The 26956-nt window shown below is 71.3% G+C and carries 20 protein-coding genes; 6 read left to right on the top strand and 14 right to left on the bottom strand.

Annotation, left to right across the window (positions count from 1 at the left end; all coding sequences use genetic code 11):
* Positions 1 to 487: 487 nt before the first annotated feature.
* Positions 488 to 1687, bottom strand: a complete 1200-nt coding sequence (locus tag AB0D18_RS34915; protein WP_362428089.1) for a GTP-binding protein — start codon at positions 1685 to 1687, stop codon at positions 488 to 490.
* Between the two features lie 123 nt (positions 1688 to 1810).
* Between AB0D18_RS34915 and AB0D18_RS34910 the strand changes: the two genes are divergently transcribed.
* From AB0D18_RS34910 to AB0D18_RS34900, 3 genes are all read left to right on the top strand, one after another.
* Positions 1811 to 2554, top strand: coding sequence for a DUF6082 family protein (locus AB0D18_RS34910; protein ID WP_362428086.1), 744 nt, complete (start codon positions 1811 to 1813; stop codon positions 2552 to 2554).
* 204 nt (positions 2555 to 2758) lie between these two features.
* On the top strand, positions 2759 to 2995 hold the full coding sequence (locus tag AB0D18_RS34905; RefSeq protein WP_362428083.1) for a hypothetical protein: 237 nt from the start codon (positions 2759 to 2761) through the stop codon (positions 2993 to 2995).
* Positions 2996 to 3073: 78 nt separating this feature from the next.
* Entirely contained in the window at positions 3074 to 4681 is a 1608-nt protein-coding gene (locus AB0D18_RS34900) for a sensor histidine kinase (protein WP_362428080.1), read from the top strand.
* Positions 4682 to 4720: 39 nt separating this feature from the next.
* On the opposite strand, the gene AB0D18_RS34895 is transcribed toward AB0D18_RS34900, so the two are convergent.
* The 5 genes from AB0D18_RS34895 to AB0D18_RS34875 all read right to left on the bottom strand — a co-directional run bounded on the left by AB0D18_RS34895 (position 4721) and on the right by AB0D18_RS34875 (position 11094).
* Complete coding sequence (locus AB0D18_RS34895) at positions 4721 to 6319, bottom strand: cation acetate symporter (RefSeq protein ID WP_362428077.1); 1599 nt, start codon at positions 6317 to 6319, stop codon at positions 4721 to 4723.
* Complete coding sequence (locus AB0D18_RS34890; RefSeq protein ID WP_362428074.1) at positions 6316 to 6879, bottom strand: DUF485 domain-containing protein; 564 nt, start codon at positions 6877 to 6879, stop codon at positions 6316 to 6318. The genes AB0D18_RS34895 and AB0D18_RS34890 overlap by 4 nt, the downstream gene beginning before the upstream one ends.
* A 98-nt stretch (positions 6880 to 6977) precedes the next feature.
* Positions 6978 to 7691, bottom strand: a complete 714-nt coding sequence (locus AB0D18_RS34885) for a response regulator transcription factor (RefSeq protein ID WP_362428071.1) — start codon at positions 7689 to 7691, stop codon at positions 6978 to 6980.
* Positions 7688 to 8869 carry a histidine kinase gene (locus AB0D18_RS34880; RefSeq protein ID WP_362428069.1) on the bottom strand — a complete coding sequence of 394 codons (1182 nt, stop codon included), beginning with the start codon at positions 8867 to 8869 and terminating at the stop codon, positions 7688 to 7690. Before AB0D18_RS34880 ends, AB0D18_RS34885 begins: the two co-directional genes overlap by 4 nt.
* 107 nt (positions 8870 to 8976) lie before the next feature.
* Positions 8977 to 11094, bottom strand: a complete 2118-nt coding sequence (locus AB0D18_RS34875; protein WP_362428067.1) for a DNA topoisomerase IV subunit B — start codon at positions 11092 to 11094, stop codon at positions 8977 to 8979.
* Between the two features lie 449 nt (positions 11095 to 11543).
* On the opposite strand from AB0D18_RS34875, the gene AB0D18_RS34870 reads away from it, so the two are divergent.
* The gene (locus AB0D18_RS34870; RefSeq protein WP_362428065.1) at positions 11544 to 11774 is read left to right on the top strand and encodes a hypothetical protein; all 231 of its coding nucleotides are present in this window, start codon (positions 11544 to 11546) and stop codon (positions 11772 to 11774) included.
* Positions 11775 to 12165: 391 nt separating this feature from the next.
* On the opposite strand, the gene AB0D18_RS34865 is transcribed toward AB0D18_RS34870, so the two are convergent.
* The 7 genes from AB0D18_RS34865 to AB0D18_RS34835 form a co-directional block, all read right to left on the bottom strand.
* Positions 12166 to 12996 carry a serine protease gene (locus tag AB0D18_RS34865; protein ID WP_362428062.1) on the bottom strand — a complete coding sequence of 277 codons (831 nt, stop codon included), beginning with the start codon at positions 12994 to 12996 and terminating at the stop codon, positions 12166 to 12168.
* Between the two features lie 156 nt (positions 12997 to 13152).
* Positions 13153 to 14763 (bottom strand): RNA polymerase sigma factor, encoded by a 1611-nt coding sequence (locus AB0D18_RS34860; protein ID WP_362428059.1) that lies wholly within the window; start codon positions 14761 to 14763, stop codon positions 13153 to 13155.
* A 349-nt stretch (positions 14764 to 15112) separates the two neighbouring features.
* Positions 15113 to 16000, bottom strand: coding sequence for a FadR/GntR family transcriptional regulator (locus AB0D18_RS34855; RefSeq protein WP_362428056.1), 888 nt, complete (start codon positions 15998 to 16000; stop codon positions 15113 to 15115).
* Positions 16001 to 16160: 160 nt separating this feature from the next.
* Complete coding sequence (locus tag AB0D18_RS34850; RefSeq protein ID WP_362428053.1) at positions 16161 to 17981, bottom strand: ATP-binding cassette domain-containing protein; 1821 nt, start codon at positions 17979 to 17981, stop codon at positions 16161 to 16163.
* Positions 17982 to 18155: 174 nt separating this feature from the next.
* Positions 18156 to 18974, bottom strand: a complete 819-nt coding sequence (locus AB0D18_RS34845; RefSeq protein ID WP_362428050.1) for an NUDIX domain-containing protein — start codon at positions 18972 to 18974, stop codon at positions 18156 to 18158.
* A gap of 73 nt (positions 18975 to 19047) precedes the next feature.
* Positions 19048 to 21090 carry a glycogen debranching N-terminal domain-containing protein gene (locus AB0D18_RS34840; RefSeq protein ID WP_362428047.1) on the bottom strand — a complete coding sequence of 681 codons (2043 nt, stop codon included), beginning with the start codon at positions 21088 to 21090 and terminating at the stop codon, positions 19048 to 19050.
* 275 nt (positions 21091 to 21365) lie between these two features.
* Positions 21366 to 22877 carry a DUF4192 domain-containing protein gene (locus tag AB0D18_RS34835; protein WP_362428045.1) on the bottom strand — a complete coding sequence of 504 codons (1512 nt, stop codon included), beginning with the start codon at positions 22875 to 22877 and terminating at the stop codon, positions 21366 to 21368.
* Positions 22878 to 22988: 111 nt separating this feature from the next.
* Here AB0D18_RS34835 and AB0D18_RS34830 point away from each other — a divergent pair, with 111 nt between their 5' ends.
* Both AB0D18_RS34830 and AB0D18_RS34825 read left to right on the top strand, forming a co-directional pair.
* A complete protein-coding gene (locus tag AB0D18_RS34830) occupies positions 22989 to 25214 on the top strand; it encodes a RecQ family ATP-dependent DNA helicase (RefSeq protein ID WP_362428042.1) in 2226 nt (741 codons plus the stop codon).
* A gap of 217 nt (positions 25215 to 25431) precedes the next feature.
* The gene (locus AB0D18_RS34825; protein WP_362428039.1) at positions 25432 to 26061 is read left to right on the top strand and encodes a hypothetical protein; all 630 of its coding nucleotides are present in this window, start codon (positions 25432 to 25434) and stop codon (positions 26059 to 26061) included.
* A gap of 142 nt (positions 26062 to 26203) precedes the next feature.
* Here the strand turns inward: AB0D18_RS34825 and AB0D18_RS34820 are convergent, their stop codons facing one another.
* Positions 26204 to 26917: a hypothetical protein gene (locus AB0D18_RS34820; RefSeq protein ID WP_362428185.1), complete on the bottom strand. Its 714-nt coding sequence runs from the start codon at positions 26915 to 26917 to the stop codon at positions 26204 to 26206.
* Positions 26918 to 26956 lie beyond the last annotated feature (39 nt).

Below are 26956 nucleotides of genomic sequence, written 5' to 3'. Positions count from 1 at the left end.
CGGCGCAGTTTGGCTGCGACCCGGACGGCCCGGCGCGGATTGGCTGCGGCGAGGACAGCCCGAACCCGGGGCGTCCACGCTCGGGATCTCCGCGCCCAGGGGCATCCGGCTCCGAAACATCCGTGCCGGTCAGCGCCGGAGCAGACGGCTCCAGTACAGACGACCCCGGCCCGGTTGACTCCCACCCGGACGGCCCGGCGCGGATTGGCTGCGACCCGGACGGCCCGAACCCGGGGCGTCCGCGCTCGGGATCTCCGCGCCCAGGGGCATCCGGCTCCGAGACATCCGTGCCGGTCAGCGCCGGAGCGGACGGCTCCGGTAGAGACGGCCTGAACCCGGGGCGTCCGCGCCTGGGAGCATCCGCCCAGGCGCGTACGGCTCCGGGGCATCTGGACCCGGGCATACCTGGCCCGGCTGTCCATCCCCGGGGGCTTCCGGACCCGGAACCTCCGCCGGCCATCCGTACCCCGGACCGTCCGGTCGCGGCTCAGTCCTCCCCGGGCTTCTCCGCCCCCTCCGCGTCTTCTGCCTCCTCAGCTCCCTCGGCACCCTCGGCCCCCTCCGGATCCGCCGCATCCGGATCCTCTGCGTCCGGCTGCTGCACGTAACGCAGGACACCCCACATGGCACGCTCGCCCGGGGCGGGCTGCCCCCCACCGGGACCGGTGTCCCGACCTCCGCCCGGCTCCGCGCCCGGTTCCGCATCCGCCGTCACGCACGCCGTCAACTCCGCGTGCAGCGCCGCGCCGTCCGTACCCGACCCGATGAGCACGAGCTGCGTCAGCCGCTCCTCGTCGCTCCCCCACGGCTCCGGGTAGAACCGCAGGAACCTGCCCACCGCGTGCACCGCGTACCGGTTCCGCGCGTCGGCAGCGCCGAAGTCGACGTACCCCTTGATCCGGTACAGCCCCTCGGGCCGTCCGTCGAGGAACCACATCAGCCGCTGCGGATCCATCGGTGCGGCAGACACGAATTCCACACTCGCGTACGACGCGTGCAGGTGCGCGCAGTCCGCCTCTTCCCCGCCCTCGGCCTCCGCCCGCAGATCCTCGAAGCTCAACTGCCAGCCGTCCGCACGGTGTTGCGCCTCGGTGCGACGATCGAAGAGCACCTCCGGGTCGATCCGCCCGTACTCCGCGGTGATCACGGCCCCGCTGCCGAGCCCGCTCAGCTCGTCCCGCAGTCCTGCGAGATCGCTCTCCCCCACCCGGTCGGCCTTGTTGAGCACGACCAGGTCGGCGATGGCCAGGTGCCGGGCGATCTCCGGGTGCCGCTGCCGCGTCGCCCCGAACTCGGCCGCGTCGACGACCTCGACCAGTCCCCCGTACACCACGTGCGGGTTCTCACTGGCGAGCAGCATCTTCACCAGCTCCTGCGGCTCGGCCAGCCCGCTCGCCTCGATGACGATCACGTCCATGCCCGCCCCGGGCTCCGCGAGCTTCTCCAGGTATACATCCAGTTCACTCGCGTCCACGGCGCAGCACAGGCACCCGTTGCCGAGCGAAACGGTCGAATCCCCGAGTTGCCCGGCCACCGCCATGGCGTCGATTTCGATCGCCCCGAAGTCATTGACGATCGCCCCGATGCGGGTGCCACGACTCCGCTTGAGCAGATGATTGAGGAGGGTCGTCTTGCCCGACCCCAGGAATCCTGCGAGGACGACGACGGGAATCTGTTGCCTGGACATGGATCCGATCGTAGAGGAGGCCGGCTGCGCAGAGCCGAACGGCCAGCGGTTGTCCGTCACGCTCGCCGGGCACGTATTCGAACGGTGAAACCGTCGCTGCACTTCGTAGGAGAGGAAACACAGATGGGCCGTCTGGGAGTCTGGAAGGAAGCCCTCCAGCAGCACCTCACTTCTCAGAGATACTTCAAGACGTTGAAGCTGCTTACTCTGTCCATGGGCGGCCTCGCTCTGGTGGCAGCGGGCTCCGTATTCATCAGCGGATGGCTGATAGACGGAGTGGAAGCTGCCAATGGCAATCAGCAGACAGCAACCGACCGCAGCTCCCTCGGGGACTACTTCGGTGGCGTCAGCGCCCTATTCTCCGGAACCGCCCTCCTCATGCTGGTGATCACCCTGGTCTACCAGCAGCGGGAACTGAGACTGCAACGTCAGGAACTTACCCTTCAGCGCGCCGAGTTGGTGGCCTCACGCAATGAGCTCCGCAGAAGCGCCGACTCCGACCTGCGCGGCCACCACGTGCAACTGACTCAGCTGCAGCTGGAAAATCCCGAGCTCATGGCAGTGTGGAACGACTATCCGGGAGTACCGGAAACCCAGGCGCGACAACACCTTTTCGCCAACCTGACTTTTAGCCATTACCTCCTGATGTTGAAATGGGGGAGCATCTCGGACGCAGAAATCATCGCGCATGCGGACCGCTTACTGCAGAGCCCCACATTCCGCGCCTACTGGGACGCATCCAGTGCCGCGAAGGAGAAACTTCCCCGCGGAACGGACGAATACCACTTGTTCAACTTGTTCAATCTGGCCATGACCAGAACGGACCGCGAAACAGGCGGGGCCTCGCCTCGCCGCCACCCGGACTGATCGCCCCCACGCCTGACCGAGAAGAAGGACGCAACGCCCGCAGACCGCCGACGCACCGACGATGCCGTCGTCAACTGGCGCTGCTGGGCCGTCTGTTAACTGCTGCGACCCCCCCGCGCGAGTATGGGGAGGTAACGTGTCCGACGCCAGATTCACCTGCACTCCAGCGAGTGCCCAGGAACAAATGGATCTACGTTGAACAATGTGGAAATCGTTCGCCGAATTGGCGTCTCCCCCAGAGCCCGGGGCAGCATGTCCGGCCAGACCTGCCCAGACATCTTCGAGCTGAGCGACGGCGACTTCGCCGTCATCGGAACGGACTCGACCGACACGCTCGAACATCTTCTGCCCGCCGATGCGCGCCGAGCCGACTACGAGCGGATCGTTGTCATCACCAGGGAGACGCTCATCAGGGCCAAGGCGGACATCCCGGCCGCGTAACCCGCGTCGAGACCCGGCCCCGCAAGGCCCACAGCATCCGGCACGGGGCCGGCACCCACCGTGACCTAACGTTCCCCCATGCGCATCACCTGGCCCCAGCGTGTGGTCTCCCAGTTCCTCCTGATGCAGCTGGCCATCGCCACCGGCGTCACCGTCCTCGCCACCGGGCTCTTCCTCGCCCCGCTCGGCGCGCAGCTCGACGACCAGGCGATGCGGAGGGCACTGGCCATCGCCCAGACCACCGCGTCGCCCCGCATCGCCGACGCGCTGCTCGGTTCCCCCGCCGAACCCGGCGGCCCCGTGCAGAGCGAGGCCGAACGGATCCGGCGGGCTACCGGCGCCGAGTACGTAGTGATCATGGACCGGCGCGGAGTCCGCTGGTCGCACACCGCGACCTCGCAGATCGGCCGGGTCGTCTCGACCGACCCGAGCGACGCCCTCGCGGGGCGCGAGGTGATGGAGATCGACAGCGGTACGCTCGGCCGCTCCGCCCGCGGCAAGGTCCCGCTGCGCGATCTGCGCGGCCGGATCGTCGGGGCCGTCTCGGTCGGCATCGAGTACGACACGGTGCGTGGACGGCTCCTCGCGGCGATCCCCGGGCTCCTCGCGTACGCGGGCGGAGCACTCGCGGTGGGCGCCCTCGCCGCGTACCTCATCTCCCGCAGGCTCCAGAGGCAGGTCCACGACCTGGCCTTCTCCGACATCGCGGCGCTGCTCACGGAGCGCGAGGCGATGCTGCACGGCATCCGGGAGGGCGTCGTGGCGCTCGACTCCGCGGGCAGGGTGCGGCTGATCAACGACGAGGCACAGCGGCTGCTCGGAGTGGGCGGCGAGGCGACCGGGCGCCCGCTGGACGAGGTGCTGGGCGCAGGACGCACCGCCGACGTGCTGGCGGGCCGGGTGTCGGGCGAGGACCTGCTGACCGTACGGGGGCCGCGGGTGCTGGTCGCCAACCGGATGCCGACGGACGACGGCGGTGCGGTGGCCACCCTGCGCGACCGCACCGAGCTGGAGCAGCTGGGCCGGGAGCTCGACTCCACCCACGGGCTGATCGACGCCCTGCGCGCCCAGGACCACGAGCACGCCAACCGTCTGCACACCCTCCTGGGACTGCTCGAACTGGAGATGTACGAGGAGGCTGTCGACTTCGTGACGGAGGTGGCCGGAGTGCACCGGGCCACGTCCGAGCAGTTCACGGAGCGCATTCACGACCCGCTGCTGGCCGCGCTGCTGGTCGGGAAGGCGACGGTCGCGGCGGAGCGTGCGGTGGTGCTGCGGCCGGCGGAAGGCACGCTGCTGCCGGACCGGCTGGTGGATCCGCGCGGGCTGGTGACGGTGGTCGGCAATCTGGTGGACAACGCGCTGGACGCCGCGGCCGGTTCGCCGGGTGCGTTCGTCGAGGTCGCGCTGCACGCGCGGGGGCGGGAGGTCGTACTGCGGGTGACGGACAGCGGTCCCGGGGTGGAGCCCGCGCAGCGGGAGCTGATCTTCACGGAGGGCTGGTCGACGAAGGCGCTGCCCGCGCACGGCAAGCGCGGGCTGGGCCTGGCGATGGTACGGAGGCTGGCCGAGCGGCAGGGCGGGAGCGCGCGGGTGGGGGAAGCGCCGGGCGGAGGCGCCGAGTTCACGGTCGTACTGCCGGAGGGCCTGGCGGAGCCGGGCACCTCCAGCCCCTCCGGCGTGTGAGGACGCGCGGCCGAAGGCCTGGCACGGGAGCGGAGTGTCTCACACCGCCCCCGCCCCCGTCAGGGACCGCACCTCCGTCTCGGCGTGCTTGGCCTCGTCCGCCGGCTCGGACGAGGTGACGGTCCCCAGCCAGCCCGCCAGGAAGCCCAGCGGAATCGAGACGAGGCCCGGGTTCTGCAGCGGGAAGAACTGGAAGTCGGCGCCCGGGAAGAGCGATTCCGCACTCCCGGACACGACCGGCGAGAGCACCACGAGCAGCACAGCCGGAATCAGCCCCCCGTACACCGACCAGACCGCCCCACGGGTCGTGAAGCCGCGCCAGAACAGCGAGTAGAGCAGCACAGGCAGATTCGCGGAGGCCGCTACGGCGAAGGCCAGGCCCACCAGGAACGCCACGTTCAGGTCGCGGGCGAGCAGGCCCAGGGCGATGGCCACCACTCCGATGCCGCCCGCGGCGACCCGGGCGACCGCGACCTCGCTGTACTGCTTGGCGCGCTTGCTCTTGCTTCGCAGCGACGCGTAGAGGTCGTGGGCGACGGAGGCGGACGAGGCCAGGGTGATGCCCGCGACGACGGCAAGGATGGTGGCGAAGGCGACAGCCGCGACCACGGCGAAGAGAACCGTTCCGCCAGTGGAACCCGCGCCGCCGCCCAGGTCGTGGGCGAGCAGCGGAACCGCCGTATTCCCCGCGGCGTTCGACGCCCGTACCCGGTCGGAGCCGAGGACGGCCGCCGCGCCGAAGCCGAGCACGATGGTCATCAGGTAGAAGCTGCCGATGAGCCCGATCGACCAGACCACCGAGCGGCGGGCGGCCCGCGCGGTGGGCACGGTGTAGAAGCGCGACAGGATGTGCGGCAGGCCCGCCGTGCCCAGGACCAGGGCGAGACCGAGGCTGATGAAGTCGAAGCGCGCGGTCCAGTCCCCGCCGTACCTGAGACCGGGGGCGAGGAAGTCCTTGCCGTGGCCGCTGCGGTCGGCGGCGGCGGTCAGCAGCTGGTTGAAGTCGCCGTGGAAGCGCACCAGGACGAGCACGGTGAGGGTGAGCGCACCGGCCATCAGCAGCACGGCCTTCACGATCTGGATCCAGGTGGTGGCCCGCATCCCTCCCAGCGTCACATAGATCACCATCAGCGCGCCGACGCCGATGACCGTCCAGGTCTGGGCGGCCCCGCTGCTGCCGCCGAGCAGCAGGCCGACGAGAGAGCCCGCGCCGACCATCTGGGCCACCAGATAGAGAACGGACACGGTCACCGAGGAAGTTCCCGCCGCGATCCGCACGGGGCGCTCCCGCATCCGGGCGACGACCACGTCGGCGAGGGTGAACCGGCCGCAGTTGCGGACCAGTTCGGCGACGAGGAACAGCACGACGAGCCAGGCCACCAGGAAGCCGACGGAGTAGAGCATGCCGTCATACCCGTAGAGGGCGATAAGGCCGGAGATGCCGAGGAAGGACGCGGCGGACATGTAGTCGCCGGCGATGGCGAAACCGTTCTCCATGGGCGAGAACAGCCGTCCGCCGACATAGAACTCCTCGGCCGAGCCGTGCCGGTTGCGGCTGACCCAGGTGGTGATCGCCAGGGTCGTCGCGACGAACGCGCTGAACAGCAGCAGCGCCAGTGTCTGGTGGCCTTCGTTCACCTTCCGGACCCCCCGGTCGGTCCGAACTGCCCGGTAGGTCCGAACTGTCCAGACGATCCGGCCTGTCCGGACGGCATGGTCAGTCTGGTCAACTCCTGGGTGTCCCAGCGTAGTTCGAGCGCGGCCCGGTCCCGGCGGAGTCTGGCGTGCCGGGCGTACGCCCAGGTCAGCACGAAGGTGGAGAGGAACTGCCCGAGCCCGGCGACCATGGCGACATTGACCGCCCCTGCGACCGGACGGGCCATCAGCTCGGGTGCGGTGGTCGCGGCGACGACGTAGGCGACATACCAGGCGAGGAAGGCGAGGGTCGCGGGGACGACGAACCGCCGGTAACGACGGCGCACTTCCTGGAAGGCGGCACTGCGCTGCACCTCCAGGTAGATCTCGGCCGCGCTCTGTTCGCGCTCCGGCTGTTCGTGCTCCGGCACGGCGGGCGCGGGCGGCGCCGTGTGCGCCGGGGCGCCCGTCCCGTCCAGTTCACCCCAGCCGGAGGCGAGCGCGTTGTACCACGGGTCGTCGAACCGAATTGCTGCGGCGTCGCGCCCTTCGTGCTTCTCCACGGAACAACTCTCCTTGTCCGCGGCCGGATTGGTCCGCGCGCCCAAGGATGGGCAGACCGGAGAGATCCCCGGATCGGCAATCCCCTCTCTTCACCCCATTAGGTGACGCCCGTACTTGGTGCGCCCGCCGTGGGCGGCCTGGCGAGGCCCTGCCGGTAGGCGTACCGCACGGCCTGCGCGCGGTCGCGCACGCCGGTCTTCGCAAAGAGGTTGTTGATGTGCGTCTTCACCGTGGCCGGACCGATGCACAGGGCCCGCGCGATCTCCCCGTTCGGCAGCCCCTCCGCGATCAGCACCAGCACCTCGGCCTCCCTCGGGGTGAGCCCGTCGGGAAGCTCGTCGGGGCCGGGTGCCTGCGGCTCGGGCGCGGTGACCCTGTCGAGGAGACGCCGCTGCACGCCCGGCGACAGCCCGGCCTGCCCCGACATCACGTCCTGCACCGCCCGTACGATCTCCTCGCCGCCGGCGTCCTTGGTGAGGTAGCCGCGGGCACCGGCCCGCAGAGCGGGGAAGAGCCAGTCGTCGTCGGCGTACGTCGTGAGCACCACGATCTGCGTCGAGGGGTGCCGGTCGCGGATCCGCCGGGTCGCCTCCACCCCGTCGCAGCGGGGCATCCGCAGGTCCATCAGGACCACGTCGGGCGTGTGTACGGCGACCAGTGCGACGGCCTCCTCGCCGTCCCCCGCCGAGCCGACGACCTCGATACCCGGCAGCAGCCCAAGCAGCAGCACGATGCCCTCGCGCACCATCGCCTGGTCGTCGACGACCAGCACCCGCACCGCTCTGCCCGTCACGCCCTCGTTCCCGTTCACACCGGCATCCGCAGCCTCACCACGAACCCCTTCCCCTCCTGGCCCGCCTCCAGCGTGCCCCCGAGCAGTTCCGCCCGCTCCCGCATTCCCAGCAGACCGTACCCGGCCCCCGTGGCGGCCAGCTCGCCGCGCGCGTCGGGCCGACCCGAGTCCCGTACCTCCAGGGCGACTTCGCCCGGTGCGTACGCGAGCAGGATCCGGACCTCGGCCCCCGGGGCGTGTTTGCGGACGTTGGTGAGGGCCTCCTGCGCCACCCGTCGCACCGCCTGCGAGGCGTCCACGGTCAATTTCCGCCGCTCCCCCGACACTTGGACCTCGGCCCGCTCCACGGCCCCCAGCTCCCGCAGATAGTCCTCGACGGGCGCCATGTCCCCGCGGAGCGCGGAGAGCGCCTGACGGGTCTCTGCGAGCCCCTCGCGGGCCATCCCGCGCGCCGCGACGACCCGTTCCAGCACTCCGTCACGGAATGCGCCCTGCGGCTCCCGCTCGATCAGCAGCCGGGCCGCCTCCAGGTGCACCATCTGCGCGGAGAGGCTGTGTGCCAGGACGTCGTGTATCTCCCTGGCTATTCGGGCCCGTTCGGCGAGGGCCGCCGACTCGGCCTCGGCCGCGCGGGCGGCCCGCTCCTGGGCAAGGAGCCGGAAGCCCGAGCCACGCGCCTGGGCGTCCAGCCGCAGCATGTACCCGATGGCCAGGACCCCGCAGCTCACCACCGCCTGCTCCCTGACGCTCACTTCGCCCAACACCGCGTGCAGGCTGACGATCACCGCGCCCGTCGGCAGACCGACCGCCAGCGGCAGTCGCACCGTGGCCTGCACCCCGCAGATGATCAGCAGGATGGCCCCCGGGTGGGGCGCCCCCACCACGTACGCCCCGGTGGCCAGCAGCGTCACCGCGCCGAGCACCCCGAGCGAGGGCAGCAGGCGGTGCCTCTGGGTCTGCCGGTCGTACAGCTCGGCCGCCCCCGTGACGGCCACCAGTGCGAGCGGCGGCACCGCTGCGGCCGCCCCGCCGAACACCCGGGACGCGTACGCCCCCCAGAGGATCCAGACGCCCACCCCGAGCCACAGGACGATGTCGATCACCATCCGCACCCGGGGCACCCCGAGTCGCGACAGGTCCTCCTCGGAGGGCCAGGCGGTCAATCCGCCGCTCGACTGCGTCGTCTGCGATCCCATGCCATCGACATTACGGATCGGCCGGGTGTCCCGGATCGGAGTGTGGGTGGAGCTTTTCGCTCCACCCACGGGTTGACTCCGGTGCCGCTACCTGGACATCGTGCAGGTCAGGCGTCGATGCGGGACCTGTCCAGCGTGGCCGCGGCGCTGGTGATGAACTCCTTGCGAGGCGCGACCTCGTTGCCCATCAGAAGGTCGAAGACCTGCTCCGCGGCTTCCAGATCGCCGATGTTGATCCGCCGCAGCGTACGGAAGCGGGGGTCCAGCGTGGTCTCCGCCAGCTGGTCCGCGTCCATCTCGCCGAGGCCCTTGTAGCGCTGGATGTCGTCCTTGTACCGGACGTTCTTGCGCTGGAACTCCAGCAGGGTCTGGCGCAGTTCGTTGTCCGAGTACGTGTAGACGTACTTGTCCTGGCCCTTCTTGGGCTGGACCAGTTCGATCCGGTGCAGGGGCGGAACCGCGGCGAACACCCGTCCCGCCTCCACCATCGGACGCATGTACCGCTGGAAGAGCGTGAGCAGCAGGATGCGGATGTGCGCGCCGTCGACGTCGGCGTCGACGAGGAGCACGATCTTGCCGTACCGCGCCGCGTCGATGTCGAAGGTCCGGCCGGACCCCGCTCCTATGACCTGGATGATCGCGCCGCACTCGGCGTTCTTCAGCATGTCCGAGACGGACGCCTTCTGAACGTTGAGGATCTTGCCCCGGATCGGCAGCAGCGCCTGGAACTCGGAGTTCCGGGCGAGCTTGGCCGTGCCCAGCGCGGAGTCCCCCTCGACGATGAAGAGCTCGCTGCGCTCCACGTCGTCGCTGCGGCAGTCGGCCAGCTTGGCCGGCAGCGAGGACGACTCCAGGGCCGTCTTCCGGCGCTGCGCGTCCTTGTGCTGGCGGGCCGCGATGCGGGTCCGCGCGGCGGCGACGATCTTCTCCATCACCGAGCGCGACTGCGCCTTGCCGTCGCGCTTGGTGGACGTCAGGAAGCCCTTGAGCTCCTTGGCGACCACGTTGGCGACGATGCGGGTGGCGGCGGAGGTACCGAGGACCTCCTTGGTCTGGCCCTCGAACTGCGGCTCCGCGAGCCGCACCGTGACCACCGCCGTGAGGCCCTCCATGGCGTCGTCCTTGACGACGTCGTCCTCGGCGACGCGCAGCAGCTTGGCCGAGCGGAGCGACTCGTTCACCGTCTTGGTGAGGGAGCGCTCGAAGCCGGAGATGTGGGTGCCGCCCTTGGGGGTGGCGATGATGTTGACGAAGGACTTGACCGTGGTGTCGTACCCGGTGCCCCAGCGCAGCGCGATGTCCACGGCCAGTTCGCGGGTGACCTCGGTGGGCGTCATGTGGCCGCGGTCGTCGAGGACCGGGACGGTCTCCTTGAAGGTGCCGGTCCCGCTGAGCCGCATGACGTCGCAGATCGCCTTGTCCTGCGCGAGGTACTCGCAGAACTCGCTGATGCCGCCGTCGAAGCGGAACGTCTCCTCGCTCTTGCCGACGCCCTCCAGGTCCCGCTCGTCGCGGACGACGATGGTGAGGCCGGGGACCAGGAAGGCGGTCTGGCGGGCGCGCTGGTAGAGCGTGTCCAGGTTGAGCTTGGCGTCCTTGAGGAAGATCTGCCGGTCCGCCCAGTAGCGCACGCGGGTGCCGGTGCGGCCCTTGGGGACCCGCTTGCCCTTCCTGAGTCCGTTGCCCGGGTCGAAGGGAGCGTCGGGTCCCGGCTCGGTGAAGATGCCGGGGACACCGCGGCGGAAGCTGATCGAGTGCGTGACGCTGCGGTCGACCTCGATGTCCAGGCGGGCGGAGAGCGCGTTCACCACGGAGGCGCCCACGCCGTGCAGGCCGCCGGAGGCGGCGTAGGAGCCGCCGCCGAACTTGCCGCCGGCGTGCAGCTTGGTCATGACGACCTCGACGCCTGAGAGCCCCGTCTTGGGCTCGACGTCGACCGGGATGCCGCGGCCGTTGTCCTGGACCTCGACCGAGCCGTCCTCGTGCAGGATCACTTCGATGCGGTCGCAGTAGCCGCCGAGGGCCTCGTCGACGGAGTTGTCGATGATCTCCCAGAGGCAGTGCATCAGACCGCGGCTGTCGGTGGACCCGATGTACATGCCGGGGCGCTTGCGGACCGCCTCAAGACCTTCGAGGACGAGCAGGTGCCGCGCGGTGTAGTTGGAACCGTCACGGTCCGCGCCGCTCAGCAGTGCGGTGGACGGGACGGTCGTATCGGCGGTCACGCGGTTCGCTCCTCGCTGAATTTCAAATGGGCCCCGATGGGGTACGGGGTCGGCGTCAGTCGCCGCTCAGAGGGTAACGGGGCCTGGTAGAGCGGTTGTCACGCCACCCTCGGGAAAACTCATGCTAGTCCAGTTACGTACAGGTGTTCGATCCCTCGTTGGAGTGAAGCACATGTCACGTTCCCTTCCGGGCATGAACCATTTAGGCTCCGGGCACGTCCTCATGAACAAGCCGGCAATCCAGCCGGTCGGACTCCGACCAAGACAATCCAGCAACGCGAAACCGTAAAGCGACGCAATACGGCTCATTCGCCGCCAACCGGCAACAGACAACCACTCCGGAAGACCTTCGGAAGAAGTTTCAAGGAAAAGCCACGAGCGGGAACGTTTTCGGCCTGGTTGGATGTTGACCCTGGTACGACAGCTCGTCGAGCTAGAGAAGAGGCGACGTGACTACTGTTCTGACCCCCGCGAGCCCCCTGACGGCCGCTGACCGATGCGACCGCTGCGGCGCCCAGGCCTACCTGCGCGTTCTCCTGGCCAGCGGCGGCGAACTGCTCTTCTGCGCCCACCACGGTCGCAAGTTCGAGCCTGAGCTCAAGAAGATCGCCGCGGAAATACAGGACGAGACGGACCGGCTGACGGTCTCACCCTCGTCCTCGGAGGACGACGAACACTGACGCCCTAAGAGCGTCCACGACGAGCCAAGGACCGGCGCCAGGCCGGTCGACGGGCGGCTTCCCCCGGGTGTGCGGGGGAAGCCGCCCGTTCTCGTGCGCTTCCCCCGGACCTCCTACGGCTTCCTGGGCCCGCACACACAGAGCTGGGTCCGCACACACAGAGCTGGGCCCCTCAGGCCATGCGCGCGGACCTCCCGGCGTACGCATGCGGGCACTGGCCCCGTACGCACGCATCCGTACGCCTGAACCCATACGCACCTCCTCGTACGCCCGCGAACAGGACGATGCCCCTCATCGCCCCTCAGACAGCGCGACGGCCCCACCACAGCCATGGATGCCGGGAACGCCGCGCCGGGCGACACAGCCGCCGCTCAGCCCCGCCGGGGGCTGCTCAGTCCTCCTCCTCCAGCGTCTGCGCCAGCACCGAGATCCGGGTGTACACCCCGGGGCTCTCCGCCTGCCCGCAGCCGCTCCCCCAGGACACCAGCCCGATCAGCCGCCCCCTGGCCACCAGCGGCCCGCCACTGTCCCCCTGGCAGGCGTCGTGGCCGCCCTCCGGGTCCCCTGCGCAGAGCATCGTGGCCGGCAGATACTTTCCGTCCAGATTCCCGGGGTACGCCTTCGCGCACGCGGCGTCGGGCAGCACCCGCACCGGTGCGGACTTCAGAGCGGTCGCGTACTCCCCGCCGCCGGTGGTGTCGCCCCAGCCGTAGACGGTGGCGGCCGTCCCCGGCCTCTCCAGGCGGCTGCCCTCGGCCGCGATCCTGATCACGTAGTGCTCGGGAAGCGGGACGGCCAGGGTCAGCACGGCCACGTCCCCGGCGTTCGACAGCGGGTCGTACGACGGGTTGACCCAGGTCCTGCGCACGGCGATCTCCCGCCCGCCCGGTCCCCGCAGCTCTCCGCGGCCGGCGATGACCTTCAAGTCGCGCATGTCGTTCAGCGGCACCCCGAGCACGTCCCGGCCCAGGCAGTGCGCAGCCGTCACCACCTTGGTCGGCGCCACCACCACTCCCCCGCAGAACTGTCCCGCCCGCATACCCCCGAACCGGTCACGGCTGGACAGGGCCACCGCCCACGGGCTGTCTGCCACCCGGACGGTCTGGCCGCCTATGACCACGCTGTCGGCGACGGCCGGTCCTGGCGCCGCCAGGGGCGCCACCACTACTGCAGCGGTCAGGGCGAGGGCCCCCGTCAGTGATCGGGTGATGGGTCGACGCATGCGTCCTCCTGACTCAGGGGTGAACTCCGCACACCCAGAGTCACGCAGCCCCCACCACCCCGCACCCGCGCATGCGACGGGCCCGGGTTCCTGCCGTACGACGCGCACAGCTCGTACGGGAGGAATCCGGGCCCGGGGAAGAACAACCGGCCGGGATCAGTCCAGGTAGTCGCGCAGCACCTGCGAGCGCGACGGGTGGCGCAGCTTCGACATTGTCTTGGACTCGATCTGGCGGATGCGCTCACGCGTCACGCCGTAGACTTTGCCGATCTCGTCGAGCGTCTTGGGCTGGCCGTCCGTGAGGCCGAAGCGCATGGAGACGACGCCCGCCTCGCGCTCGGAGAGGGTGTCGAGGACCGAGTGCAGTTGCTCCTGGAGGAGCGTGAAGCTGACCGCGTCGGCCGGAACGACTGCTTCCGAGTCCTCGATGAGGTCACCGAACTCGCTGTCGCCGTCCTCGCCCAGCGGGGTGTGCAGGGAGATCGGCTCGCGGCCGTACTTCTGGACCTCGACGACCTTCTCGGGGGTCATGTCGAGTTCCTTGGCCAGCTCCTCCGGGGTGGGCTCGCGGCCCAGGTCCTGGAGCATCTGGCGTTGCACACGGGCCAGCTTGTTGATGACCTCGACCATGTGCACCGGGATACGGATGGTGCGGGCCTGGTCGGCCATGGCACGGGTGATCGCCTGCCGGATCCACCACGTCGCGTACGTCGAGAACTTGTAGCCCTTGGTGTAGTCGAACTTCTCGACGGCACGGATCAGTCCGAGGTTGCCCTCCTGGATCAGGTCCAGGAACAGCATGCCGCGGCCGGTGTAGCGCTTGGCGAGGGAGACGACGAGACGGAGGTTGGCCTCCAGGAGGTGGTTCTTGGCGCGGCCGCCGTCCTGGACGATCATCTCCAGCTCGCGCTTGAGCTTGGGGGCGAGCTTGTCGGAGTTCGCCAGTTTGTCCTCGGCGAACAGGCCGGCCTCGATGCGCTTGGCGAGCTCGACCTCCTGCTCCGCGTTGAGGAGGGGGACCTTGCCGATCTGCTTGAGGTAGTCCTTGACCGGGTCGGCGGTGGCACCCGCGACCACTACCTGCTGCGCGGGCGCGTCGTCCTCGTCGTCGTCGGAGAGGACGAAGCCCTTTGACTCACCGGCTTCACCAGCCTCACCGGCCTCTTCCTCCTCACCCGCCCCGGCCCGCGTCCCCTCGGCCTGCTCGTCGCCGTCGGCCGCCTCGCCCCTCTTCGCCACGGCCTTCTTCGCCGCCGTCTTCCTGGCGGCGGTCTTCGCCGTGGCCTTCTTGGCCGACGCCTTCTTCACGGCGGCCTTCTTGGCGGGCACGGCGCCGCTCTCGTCGGCGACGACGTCCATGGAGTCGGCGACGCCCACAGAGTCCGTGACGTCCACAGAGTCGGTGACGTCCAGGGAGTCGGCGACCGGAGCCGCTGCGGCCGCAACCGTCCTGGGGGCGGCGGTACTTGCCGCGAAGGTCCGGGGTACGGTCCGCTTGGCCGGGCTGTTCGACGGGGCGCTCTTGCGGGCCCGCGGGGGCGGCTCCGCAGCAGTAACCATCAGCGTCACACCCTCTTCCTCAAGGATCTGATTGAGGCTGCGCAGGACGTTCTTCCACTGGGTCGGCGGAATCCGGTCGGCATCGAACGCCCGACGCACGTCGTCACCGGCGATCTGCCCCTCAGCCTTTCCCCGCTCGATGAGCGCCAACACGGACTCGGAATCGGCGATCTCCGGCGGGAGCGTACGGGATGTGCTGGCCGACACGAAGAACCTCTCGGAACGATGGAAATGGCGCCCGGCCCCGCCCGTGAGGGCCTGAGCCGACGACCACCGGCTGGGGATGTACCGGCGGACCGGGCAAAAAGCCTGGGACCGTCCACGGAGCCGCGAGCGACATCCGCTTTCCCTCTCCGGCTCTCACCTCTTAGGTCATCGCGGGATCCCCAGGAGTGTTACGCCCCGACTTCGTGGCCCGAGTCACAACCGATTCACAACGAACTCCCACACAAGGGACGGGTGCCCACAATCGTGTCGCCGAACCCGAGGGAGGGGTCCGGCGACACGGGTTCCGTACGCCCTTCGGGGCGGTGGCATTTCAGGGGGTGACGTGCCGTCAGTGCTCGCGGGGCGCGGGGACGACGCGGTCCACTTCCGGGTGCACGGTGAGGAGTTGACGCATAGCGGACTCCGCACCCGAACGGTCTCCGGCGGCGAGGGCGTCGGCGATCCGGGCGTGGTGGGAAAGAGAGGCGTCGGTGGGGCGGTCACAGCCGACGATCGGGCCACCGGACACGTGAAGGGCCGCGGAGACGATGCCCGACAGGTGCTCCAGCATCCGGTTTCCCGCGAGCTGGATGAGCAGCGAGTGGAACTCGGCATCGGCCCTGGAGAAGGTGAGGGAGTCGCCCTGGGCGAGCGCGTGTCCCATGATCTCGACCATGTCGCAGAGGCGCTGCTGTACGTCCTCGCGGCCGTGCCCGGCGGCGAGGCGGGCCGCAAGCGGCTCGATCGTCCAGCGCAGCTCGGCGAGTTCGCGCCGCTGGTCGTCGCGCTGGGGTCCGAAGGCGCGCCACTCGATGATGTCGGGGTCGAGCAGATTCCAGTCACTGACCGGGCGGACGCGGGTACCCACATTGGGACGGGCGCTGACCAGGCCCTTGGCCTCAAGCACGCGCAGCGACTCACGGACGACCGTGCGGGAGACCTCGAAGCGCTGGCCGATCTCCTCGGGCACGAGCGGGCGGTCGGCGCCGAGGTCGCCCGAGACAATCATCTGGCCGAGCTGCTGGACGAGTTGGCCGTGCAGGCCGCGACCGCGGTTGCCGGCCGAGCGGCGGCCGACCCGGCCCAGATCGGACTCCGGACTGTCCCAGCCGAGGGGGCCGACGCGGTCGGCGCCGGGGGTGTCCCCGTAGGGGTAGCGGTCGAGTTCACCAGGCCCGGCGAGACCTGAGTCGACGGTGCGGGCGGCGGTCATCATGGTGTGCGCAAGGGTACTCACGGATGAGTTGTCGGCGTGACGCCCCTGCCCCTTGAGGTCTTTGGTGAAAAGCACACGAAAGGGTGATCACCGCCCTCCCCTCAATTGACGCCTTATCGGAAAGAAACGGGCGTTCCCAGGGGAGTTGTGAACGATTCGGCGACTCTTCGTCAGGTTGCGGTCACCAACGGGCCTTGCGGCGAAGCCCCGTGAGCAGATATGCACACAGGAGCGCAGGGAGCGACAACGTCATGGCCACGCCCACCGGTTGGGCCACGAGTCGCATCGCGGCGAGCAGCCACTGGTCCGCCTCACCGGGGAGCCGGAGCCACATCAGCTCCCGCATCCTGCTCGGGAGTCCGACCATCGAACGTGCGGCCGGGCCCGTGAGCAGGTGCTGCACGGCCGGTGCGACGGCGACGGGAACGGCGAGGACGGCGGCCACCCCGGCGGTGGTGACCCGGAAGACTCCGGCACCGAGCAGTCCGGCCCAGGCGCAGCCGACGCTCAGCGCGGCCCAACTCGCTGCGGCGCCGGTCAGACCGGGGGGAAGCTGCGTCAACTCGCCTCCGTACAAAAGGCGCAGGAGAAGGAAGTTGGCGCAGACCGTCAGGGCCGCCAGGGCCAGTGCGGTGCCGGCGGAAACGGTGAGCTTGGCGAGGAGCAGTCCGAGGCGCCGGGGAGAGGTGCCGCGCGAGGCCGCGAGCGCCGGGTAGCGGAACTCGTCGCCGAAGGAGAGCGCGCCGAGCAGGCCCGCCCCGAAGGCGGCGGGGGGCAGCGGCAGGAGGCCGGGCCAGGCCGCGAGGGCGGTCAGGGATGCGGCTCCCGTGTGCGTGAGCAGGGCGGCGAGGGCGGCGGACGTACCGAGGACCGCGACGAGGATCAGGAGGGTGCTTCTGGTGCCGAAGGCACGGCGCAGTTCGTACCGGAGGGGGCGGAGGGGACTGCGGGCGGGGTGGGAGGGCGAGGACGAGGGGGCGGGGATGGGAGTGGGAGTGGGAGTGGGGGCGAGGGTGGGCTCCGGTACGGATTCGGATGCGGTTGCGGTTGCGGTTGCGGTTGCGGTTGCGGTTGCGGGCAGCCGTTCGGGGCCGGGGCTCGCGGGCTGCTCCGCCAGGGACGCAGCGGGCCCCATATCGCCGATTTCGTCGGCCAGTTGGTGCAGGAGTACGCCGTGCCGGAAGGCGGTCTCGCCGATCTCCGCACAGTTGCTGCCGTAGACGGAGAGGCGATTGCCGCCCTCCGGAACCACCTCCACGGAACGGCGGCCCGCCCTCGCCTCCTTGCCCAGGAGAGCGCCCAGACGTACAGCCTGGGGGGTGCGGACGGCGACGCGGGGGCGCAGCCGGGTGCGGGCGAAGTCGGCCGCCGCCTGGTCGGCGACGAGGCGGCCCTCTTCGAGAGTCACGACACGGTCCGCGGTACGAGCGGCCTCCTTGGGGTCGCCGGTGGTGTACAGAACGGTGCCGCCGCGTGCGGCGTGGGTGCGCAGGAGTCCGTACAGCCAGCTGCTGTCACGGGGCGAGAGGCCGGCGGCGGGCTCGTCGAGGAGCAGGGTGTGCGGGTCGGCGAGGAGGGCGGAGGCGAGGCCCAGCCTGCGGTCCATGCCGAGGGAGAGGTTGCCGAGGCGCTGTTTGCCGAGCCCGGCGAGGCCGACCACTTCGAGGAGTTCGTCGGCGCGCGAGGCCGGTACACCGGCTGCGGCGCACAGCATCCGGAGCTGGCCGCGGGCCGTGCGGGCGGGGTGGCCCGGCACGTCTCCGAGGAGGGCGCCCACTTCGCGTGCGGGGTGGGCGATGCGGTGCAGGGGGCGGCCTCTGAAGTACGTGACTCCGCGGCCCTGTTCGAGCGCGAGCATGAGGCGCAGAGCGGTGGTCCGGCCGGAGCCGGGTGCTCCGAGGAGGGCGGTGACGTGGCCGGGCCGGGCCTCGAAGGTCAGGTCGTCCACGGCGGGCGGGCGGGCCCGGCGGGGCGTACTGGTGAGTCCGATGGCCTGGAGCATCGCTTCCCTCGCATCTGTTGCGTCTCCGGCGTTTTCCGCAGCGCCTCCCCGGAAGGTGGGGAGGGTCATGCAGAAGAGGCGGGTACCGCAGCAACATAACGCGACATTTTGGACTTTTCGCGCAGCGAGGAGAACTGCGGGTGTCAGGAGGGCAGAACCGGCTGACCGTCGCCGTCAGACCTCGGGGCGCAGCATCGGTGGGTTGAGTACGGTCGCCCCGCCCGCCCTGAACAACTGTGCGGGCCGCCCGCCCTGACGGGTCGTCGTACCGCCGGAGGGGACGAGGAACCCCGGGGTGCCCGTCACCTTGCGGTGGAAGTTGCGGGGATCGAGGACGACGCCCCACACCGCCTCGTACACCCGGCGCAGTTCCCCGACGGTGAACTCCGGCGGGCAGAAAGCGGTGGCGAGCGAGGAGTACTCGATCTTCGAGCGTGCCCTTTCGACGCCGTCCGCGAGGATCTGCCCGTGGTCGAAGGCGAGCGGGGCCGCCCGCTCCTCCTCCCTGCCGAATTCCCTGCCGAATTCTCTGCCGAATTCCCTGCCGAACCCGCCCTCGTGGCCGAGCAGCGCCTCCACCGGGGCCCAGCGGGCGCTGTTCGCGTCGCCCCCCGCGCGGGGGGCGGGGAGGTCGGGGGCGAGCGCCAGGTGGGCGACGCTGACCACCCTCATACGGGGGTCGCGTCCGGGATCGCCGTAGGTGGCGAGCTGTTCCAGGTGGGCGCCGTTGCCGGGAGCTGCGGCCAGGGGCTCGTGCCCGGTCGGTGCGGACAGTGCGTTCAGCCCGGTCTCCTCGGCGAGCTCCCGGGCCGCGGCCGTCGCAAGATCCTCATCGGCCCGGACGAAACCGCCGGGCAGCGCCCACCGCCCTTGGAACGGCTGCTCCCCGCGGCGTACGACCAGGGCGCAGAGCGCGTGACGGCGCACGGTGAGCACGGCCAGATCCACGGTGACGGCGAAGGGCGGGAAGGCCGACGGATCGTAGGGCGACATGCCGCGATCATAGTCGTCTTCCTGACGATAAACAGTCCCCACGGATCCCTCCTCGTTGTTGCGTCCCGTGCCGTCACACACCCAGCTGGAGTCCGTCCGCGGCCTCCTCCACCATGCCGAGGCCGAGCCGGCTGACCCTCGCGGCGAAGGGCTCACCCGCGACCCGCAGCCCGGAGAGCTGCAGCGCGCCCAGGGGGGCGCTGCTGAGCGGAGCCAGCCTGACCGTGCCCGCGGGGGCGTCGGGACGGATGCCCACGAGCGTGGCGAGCAGGTGGATCCCGGCGGTCGCCGACACCGCCGCCGGGCGGCACGCCGCCGGGTGCGGCAGCGGCGAACTGTCGGCGGTGCGCTGCTCCCCCGCGTACATCTCCGGCAGGCGGTGGCCGAAGGCCGTTGCGGCGTCCAGCAGGCCGCGCAGGAGCGAGCCGGCCTCCTTCTCGTACCCTGCGGCGGCCAGTCCGGAGATCGCGACCGCCGTCTCATGCACCCGTACGGCGCCGCTGCGGTGGCCGAACGGATTGTGCGCGGCCTCCTTGGCGCCGAGACCGCGCAGCCCCCAGCCCGAGTCCATGGACGGGCTGCCCAGCAGCCGGGCCAGCTGCTCGGTCTGCACCTTGTCCAGCAGGCCGGGCGCCAGTTGCCCGGCCCCCAGCAGGCCGGTGTCCAGCAGATGCACGGCAGTGCCGCCGAGGTGGGGCACATGGCGTCCGTCGGCGGTGCGGGCGGCCGCCGGACGGCCGCCCGCGCGGTCGTCGATCCAGAACTCCTCGCGGAAGCCCCGGCGCAGTGCGGCGGCCCACTGGCGCCAGCCGTCGGCTCCCGGACGGCCGCAGGACTCCAGCAGATCGGCTCCCAGCAGGGCCGCACGGTGCGCATGGGCCTGGGTCTCGGCCCGCCGCAGTCCGCCGGGGCCGGGGTCGCGCAGGTACACGTCGTCGCCCACGGCAGTACGAAGCCACTCCAGGCAGCGCTCGGCGGCGGGCAGCAGCTCCGCCAGGTCCTGCTCGGGCAGGCCCCAGCGCCGGGCCTCGGCGAGCACCACGGGGAAGGCGAGGGTGGCCTCCACCCCCGTACAGCCGGCGGGCAGGTGCGGTCCCGCGTCGCGGAACGGGCCGGGGATGCGTCCGCCGCCGCCCGCCTGGGTGCGGGCCAGCGTACGCATCGTGTTCGCCGCCAGCCGGGTGCCGAGCGGGAGCGCCGCCCGGACCGCCCAGAGCGCCTCGGCCGGGGCGAGTCCGCAGCGCCACGGAATGCCGGCCGCCGGATAGACGTCCGAGGGATGCGCGGGGTCGCGCATCAGCAGGGACCGCAGGTCGTCGACGCTCGTGCGGAGCAGTTCCCGCACCCGGGGGTCGTCGCCCTCGGCGCTCACCTCGGGCAGCGGGCAGCCACCCGTCTTCCCGGCGGACCGCACGGCGCGCTCGGTCCTGACCCGCAGTTCGATGGTGCGGGATCCGCCGGGAGGCAGCTCCATCTCCCAGCGCAGCAGACCCGCCGAGGCCAGGGCGTCGCCGGGCGGCGGGTCCGCGGTCACCATCGCGTGCGCACCGCCCGCCGTCCAGCGCATGCCGGAGTCGTGGACGCTGGCGGGCAGGTCGGGCCCCGGGCGGCCCGCACCGATCGCTCCCAGGTCCGCGAGATCCGTGCCCAGGGTGATCTCCACCGGGATCCGCAGCGGTCGGGGCAGCGAGCTGCGCAGGGTGATGCGCTCGGTGCCGTCGGCCGTCCTGATCCGCTCCACCGCGACGCCGGGATCTGGGCCGCCGTCGCCCGGTGTGCGGACCACGGCCATGAACCTGGCCCGGTCCGCCGCGGCCAGCCGGCCCTGGACCGGGACCGGTTCGCGGCCGGCCACTCGTAGCACGCAACGGGACAGCAGCCTGCGCCCTGCCTGGTAGAAGCCTTCCAGGCCGCGTCCGGTGAGCTGGCCGTGCTCGGCGGAGATGGCCAGGGAGGGCAGGTCCGCGCAGACGATCAGCGTGTGGACCGCGGGCAGTTCGGCGGGGCCTCCTCCTCCCGGGGCGCCGCCTTTGGCGGAGGCGGACGCCGGTGCGGGTCGGCGGGGTTGCGCAGGTGTACCGCGCCCTGCGGAGGACGGCGGGACGATGAGGGCCATGCGATGCCTTCTCTGCACTCCGGAGGGTGGCGGCGGATGTGGCGAAGCGGTGCGTGCACTGCCGCCACACAGGTGAACGGCGGCGCGGGCGACGGGGTCACGGCCAAAGAGCATGACGAACGCGGCAGGCCCGGCGAAGGTGGATGGCCCGGCAACGGTGGATGGCCCGGTGACGGCGGCGAGCTTGGCGACGGCCGCGGGACCGGTGAATACCGCTGGTCCGGTGACGGCGGACCAGGGCGGCGCTGAACGTCCCTGGATCGCCCGGGTTCCCGTCACCGACCGCTCCTCGCCCCGCGCCGCCCCCGGTACGGCGTCTCGCGGCGGCGCACCCCGCCCCGCCCCCCGGCAGGCCCCTGCCGTGTGCCGGTCGCCCCGGCGGCGGGCCGGACGCGGGTCCGCTTCTCCCGCTGTCCGTCCTGTGCCGACGAACCAGCGGCCCGGCTACCGGCAGCCTTCCGTCCGCGCACTGCGGACCGCGCCCGGACGGCCGATCGCGGACGGACGGCCGATCGCGGACGGACCGCCGCTCGCGGGCGGGCAGACGGCCGCTTCGGCCCAGCCCTCCCCGGGCCGGGACGTACGCTCGTGCCGACTGTCCGGGCGGCCCGCTCCCGGCGCAGGCAGGCGCGCAACTCCTCCGGATCGAGGCCTTCGTTGCACGCCTGGTGGAGCAGTTGCGCGAAGGTGTACTCCTCGTCGACCTGCAGGGCGAGCCCCAGCGCGACACGAGCCTCCGGTTCGTCGCCTGTGGACCAGGCGACCCAGCCCGCGAGGCTGAGCGGTGGCGCCGCATAGGTGCCGTACGGTCCGACGCAGCGCCTGGCGAGGACGCGCCAGAGCCGCAGCGCATGGACCGCTTCCGGTCCTTCCATCCACTTCGCCGCGTGGTCCCTGGTGTCCCTGTCCTGGATGCCGACGATGACAGTGGCGGCCTCCTCGTCGCTGATGAGATCGTCATCGGTGCTGTCCGCCGCCGCCCACGACCCCCTCGCCGGTGGCGCCTGCCCCAGGCGCCGGACGAGGGCCCGGACCAGGTCGATCGTCTCCCTTCCCACCTGTGTGCGGCCGGTGTCGCTCAGAATCCTGGGGACCACGGCACTGCCCGCACTGTCCAGCGCCCGTACCCGGGCGCTGAGCGTGGCCGGGTCCTGCGGCCGGGGTTCGAGCCGGGCTTCCATCTCGCGCAGTGTGCCCCGGACTTGGATGCCGGCGTACGCGGCGGCTGCCGCCATCACCGACGTACCGGGAAGGGCGAGGCCTGTCCCTTCGGGTGGGCAGCAGCGCCCGTCGGGGCAGCAGTAGGACCAGAAGCGGCCGTCCGAGAGGCAGAGCGCTTCGAGCACGGGGACATCGAGGGCTCCGCAGGCCGTACGCAACCGCTGGGCGAAGGTGCGCAGCCGTTCCATCACCTGCCTCCCGGTCTGGCCCTCCGCCGGATCCTGGCAGAGGAAGACGAGAACGCCGTCCGGGCGGCTGCCCCGTCGCTCGCTGTTGGTCATCAGGCACTCGGCGAGGTGTCCGGCGACCGGCGCCCATTCCTGCGGGGATTTCGGAATGCCCACCCGGAGCCGCCCGCCGAACCTGCCGCTGGGTCCGTGCAGCGCCACCATGACCACGGAGTCGGTGGGATAGAAGCCCAGCAAGTACGGGAGGGAATCGGCGAGTTGGGCGGGGCCGCGGAGCGTGATCTGCTGCTCCTCGGCGGAATCGGCGGTGTGGCCCCCGGCGTTCTCGGATGCTTCGGCGGTGTCACGGGCCCCATGGGCGTCACTGTTCGTGTTCATGCCGCTACGTTCCAATGAATCCCGCCAGGCCCGCCACCCCTGTGGATAACTTTGTCCACAGGACGGCGGTCGGGTTCGCCCAATGTCGGTGCCATCAGGTTGCATGGAGGCATGACCCACCCAGACGCCCCAGACCCCGCCTTCCCCCCGGTCCCCGCACATGCCGCAGACACCCCGGATCGCGCAGAGCTCCGGGCCGCGGCCGATTCCGTACTCACCCGCCTCGTCGGGGACCCCGGCGGCAGCGCCCGGCTGCGCGAGGACCAGTGGACGGCCATCGAGGCGCTCGTCGCGGACGGCCGCCGGGCGCTGGTCGTGCAGCGGACCGGCTGGGGCAAGTCCGCCGTGTACTTCGTGGCGACTTCGCTGCTGCGGGCGCGGGGCAGCGGTCCGACCGTGATCGTCTCCCCGCTTCTCGCGCTCATGCGCAACCAGGTGGAGGCCGCCGCGCGGGCCGGCATCCGGGCGCGCACCATCAACTCCTCCAACCAGGAGGAGTGGGACACCGTTCAGGCCGAGGTGGCAGCGGGCGAGGTCGACGTCCTCCTGGTGTCGCCGGAACGCCTCAACAACCCGGATTTCCGCGACAACGTACTGCCCAAACTCTCCGCCACCACCGGCCTCCTGGTGGTCGACGAGGCACACTGCATCTCCGACTGGGGGCACGATTTCCGCCCCGACTACCGGCGGCTGCGCACCATGCTGGCCGAACTGCCGCCCGGCGTCCCGGTCCTGGCCACCACCGCGACCGCCAACTCCCGGGTGACCGCCGACGTCGCCGAACAGCTGGGCACGGGAGCGGGCACGGACGCACTGGTGCTGCGCGGCCCGCTGGACCGGGAGAGCCTCAGTCTGAACGTGCTGCAACTCCCCGACGCCGCGAGCCGGTTGGGCTGGCTCGCGGACCATCTCCACGAACTGCCCGGCTCCGGAATCATCTACACGCTGACCGTGGCCGCCGCCGAGGAGGTCACCACGTACCTGCGGCACTGCGGGCACACCGTCACCTCGTACACCGGACGCACGGAGAACGCCGACCGGATGCAGGCCGAGGACGACTTGCTGGCCAACCGGGTCAAGGCACTGGTCGCGACGTCCGCGCTGGGCATGGGCTTCGACAAGCCCGACCTCGGTTTCGTGGTGCACCTGGGCTCGCCGTCGTCCCCGATCGCCTACTACCAGCAGGTGGGCCGTGCGGGCCGCGGCGTGGAGCACGCCGAGGTGCTGCTGCTGCCGGGCAAGGAGGACGAGGCGATTTGGAAGTACTTCGCCTCGGTCTCCTTCCCTCCCGAGCAGCTCGTACGGCGCACGCTCGACGCCCTCGCGCATTCGCCGAAGCCGCTCTCCCTGCCCGCGCTGGAGCCGATGGTGGACCTGCGGCGCACCCGGTTGGAAGCGATGCTCAAGGTCCTCGACGTGGACGGTGCCGTGCACCGCACCAAGGGCGGCTGGACGTCCACGGGGCAGCCGTGGGTGTACGACGCGGAGCGGTACGAGTGGGTCGCCGGGCAGCGCCGGGCCGAGCAGCAGGCGATGCGGGACTACGCGGCGACGACCGGCTGCCGGATGGAGTTCCTGCGCCGCCAGCTGGACGACGAGCAGGCGGCGCCCTGCGGACGCTGCGACAACTGCGCGGGCACCAGGTTCGACAGCCTGGTCTCGGCCGGCGCCCTGGACGCGGCGCGCGGCGAGCTCGGCCGCCCCGGTGTGGAGGTGGAGCCGCGCAAGATGTGGCCGACCGGTCTGCCCGCGGTGGGCGTCGACCTCAAGGGGCGGATCCCGCAGGGCGAAGTCGCCTTCCCCGGACGGGCACTCGGCCGCCTCTCGGACATCGGCTGGGGCAATCGGCTCCGCCCGATGCTCGCCGACCAGACCCCGGACGGCCCGGTTCCGGACGATGTGGCCACGGCGGTGGTGACCGTACTGGCCGACTGGGCGAAGGGGCCCGGCGGCTGGGCGTCCGGCGAGGAGAAGGCGCCGCCACGGCCAGTGGGCGTGATCGTGGTCCCGTCGCACCGCAGGCCCGGTCTCGTACGGTCGCTGGGGATGCGCATCGCGGAGGTGGGCCGGATGCCATTCCTCGGCTCGCTGGAGTACGCCCCGGAGTCCGCGGGGGCTCCCCTGCCGAAGGCCAACAGCGCACAGCGGGTCCGTTCGCTGCACCAGGCGCTGACCGTGCCGCCGGAGCTGGCGCAGGCGCTCGAGTCGGCCGGCGGCCCCGTGCTGCTGGTGGACGACCTGTCCGACACCGGGTGGACGCTCGCGGTGTCGGCGCGGCTGCTGCGCCGGGCCGGAGCGGAGGGGGTGTTCCCGCTGGTCCTCGCCGTCCAGGGGTAGGAGAGGCATCGGGAGTGGTCCGACTGGGCAGGGATATCGGTGTCATATCCACAGAATCCGGTCGGCTGCCCCAATTGTTCGTTGCCGCATGCCGTCGCGCCAGGAAGAATTGGAAGCGCTCCCCGCACGGTTCTCATGTGGTCCGGAAGGGCTGTGCCGCGGCGTGCCCCCACCCGACCTTGCCCGCAGCCGTGGGCGTGTATGCGAAGGGAGGACCGTGACCTTCGGATTCGCGCCGTCGCCAAGTTCGCTGAGCCCGTCGTCCGCCGATGCCGCCAGCCGTCTGGGTCGCATGCTGGAACCGGCCGAATGGGCCTCGGCGGGAATTCCCCTGCTGCGCAACCCTCGTGAAGTCGTCAGCGGCCTGCACGCCCGCCATCTGCCCACTCCCGCGACCGCGGTCGTGGCGGTGCTGGACACGGAGGAGCGGCTGTCCGCCAGCGCCTCGTTCGTCCGCCGGTCCGCCCCGGCGGACGGCTGGGAACTGCGCAACGCACTGCTCGCACACCTGCGCAGGGTCATCCCGCACGACCTCCGCCGACGTACCCCCGTACGTACCGCCGTGCTGCTCTACTGCCGGGACGGCGACGAGCGGTGGACGGAGGAGGACGGCGCCTGGATGTGGGGGCTGCGCGACGCGTGCACCCTGCACGGGCTGCGCTGCGGGGCGTACATCACGCTGACCCGCGGCGGCTGGCAGGTGCTGGGCGAGGGCCGTGGCGGCCGCCGGCCCAGTGCGGGCTCGCAGCCCTCCGGCCTCGCGGAGGCGCTGGCCGGGCCCGATCCGGCGCCGCAGCGCACGGGTGGCGGGGCAGCGGACGCGCTGCGCCGCGCGGCGGCCCGCTGATCCGGCAGCAGAACTGCCGGACCCGCGGGAACCGTCCATGTGTCAGACGCCGTGCGTCCATGTGTCAGACGCCGTGCGTCCGAGTATCAGTCGCCGTGCGTCCGAGTGTCGGACGCCGTGCAACCGCATGTCGGACGCCGTGTCAGACGCCCGCGCCCAGAAGGGAGTTGATCCGCTCCGGGTCGCCGCAGACGATCAGCAGCACACCGGCGCGTTCCCGCGCCGCAGGCAGCTTCCGGGCCAGGGCGTCGGCGGCTCCGGCCTCGTCGTTGACCGCGACGACGACCACCGGCCGTGCGGCGGCGCGTCCCACGGCATCGATACCGGCGTAGAACACGTCGTCCCGGGCGTCGTGCTGCGCCCAGTAGGACGCCTCGCCGAACGACAACTCGTGGGCGGCCCACGGATGTTGTTCGCCGGTGGTGAGCACCAGCACCTCGCCCGGCGCACGGCCGGAGTCGAGGAGCAGGTCCACCGCTTCCCCCGCGGCGTCGAGCGCGCCGGCCGAGGGAGCCGGGATCAGCTGGATCTGTGCCTGTGCCGGAGCGGCAGCCGGAGTCGCGGCCGGAGCAGCGGCAGGAGCAGCCGGAGCAACCGGAGCTGCAGCAGGCTTAGCGGAACGATTCTCCTCATGGGAGACCTGGGGCCGGTTGCCCGGCGTGTGCGTCCGCTGGGCCGGCGGGGCCGGCGGGGCCGGACGGACGGGACCGGGGCGCGGCACCGCCGCGGGGCGCGGGCCGGGTACGGGGCGAGGGGTCGGCGCGGTGCGGCTGGCAGCCGGGGTGACGCGGGGACCCTGGGCGCTCTCGTGAATCTGAGACTCCTGGTGGATGAGTGGAGAGGCATGAGTGGAAATCTGTCGGACGCCGCTGCGCCAGGCATCGGCGGGTGGTGC

Origin of the sequence: Streptomyces sp. NPDC048442, from assembly GCF_040651475.1 — a bacterium.
Lineage (GTDB): Bacteria > Actinomycetota > Actinomycetes > Streptomycetales > Streptomycetaceae > Streptomyces.
This window is presented reverse-complemented; position numbering and strand designations above follow the sequence as displayed.

What these genes read in the sequence shown, in the direction of transcription:
- AB0D18_RS34915 (WP_362428089.1), bottom strand. Translation starts at nt 1,687, where the DNA reads ATGTCCAGGCAACAGATTCCCGTCGTCGTCCTCGCAGGATTCCTGGGG.
- AB0D18_RS34910 (WP_362428086.1), top strand. Translation starts at nt 1,811, where the DNA reads ATGGGCCGTCTGGGAGTCTGGAAGGAAGCCCTCCAGCAGCACCTCACT.
- AB0D18_RS34900 (WP_362428080.1), top strand. Translation starts at nt 3,074, where the DNA reads ATGCGCATCACCTGGCCCCAGCGTGTGGTCTCCCAGTTCCTCCTGATG.
- AB0D18_RS34880 (WP_362428069.1), bottom strand. Translation starts at nt 8,869, where the DNA reads ATGGGATCGCAGACGACGCAGTCGAGCGGCGGATTGACCGCCTGGCCC.
- AB0D18_RS34865 (WP_362428062.1), bottom strand. Translation starts at nt 12,996, where the DNA reads ATGCGTCGACCCATCACCCGATCACTGACGGGGGCCCTCGCCCTGACC.
- AB0D18_RS34850 (WP_362428053.1), bottom strand. Translation starts at nt 17,981, where the DNA reads ATGCTCCAGGCCATCGGACTCACCAGTACGCCCCGCCGGGCCCGCCCG.
- AB0D18_RS34845 (WP_362428050.1), bottom strand. Translation starts at nt 18,974, where the DNA reads ATGTCGCCCTACGATCCGTCGGCCTTCCCGCCCTTCGCCGTCACCGTG.
- AB0D18_RS34840 (WP_362428047.1), bottom strand. Translation starts at nt 21,090, where the DNA reads ATGGCCCTCATCGTCCCGCCGTCCTCCGCAGGGCGCGGTACACCTGCG.
- AB0D18_RS34835 (WP_362428045.1), bottom strand. Translation starts at nt 22,877, where the DNA reads ATGAACACGAACAGTGACGCCCATGGGGCCCGTGACACCGCCGAAGCA.
- AB0D18_RS34830 (WP_362428042.1), top strand. Translation starts at nt 22,989, where the DNA reads ATGACCCACCCAGACGCCCCAGACCCCGCCTTCCCCCCGGTCCCCGCA.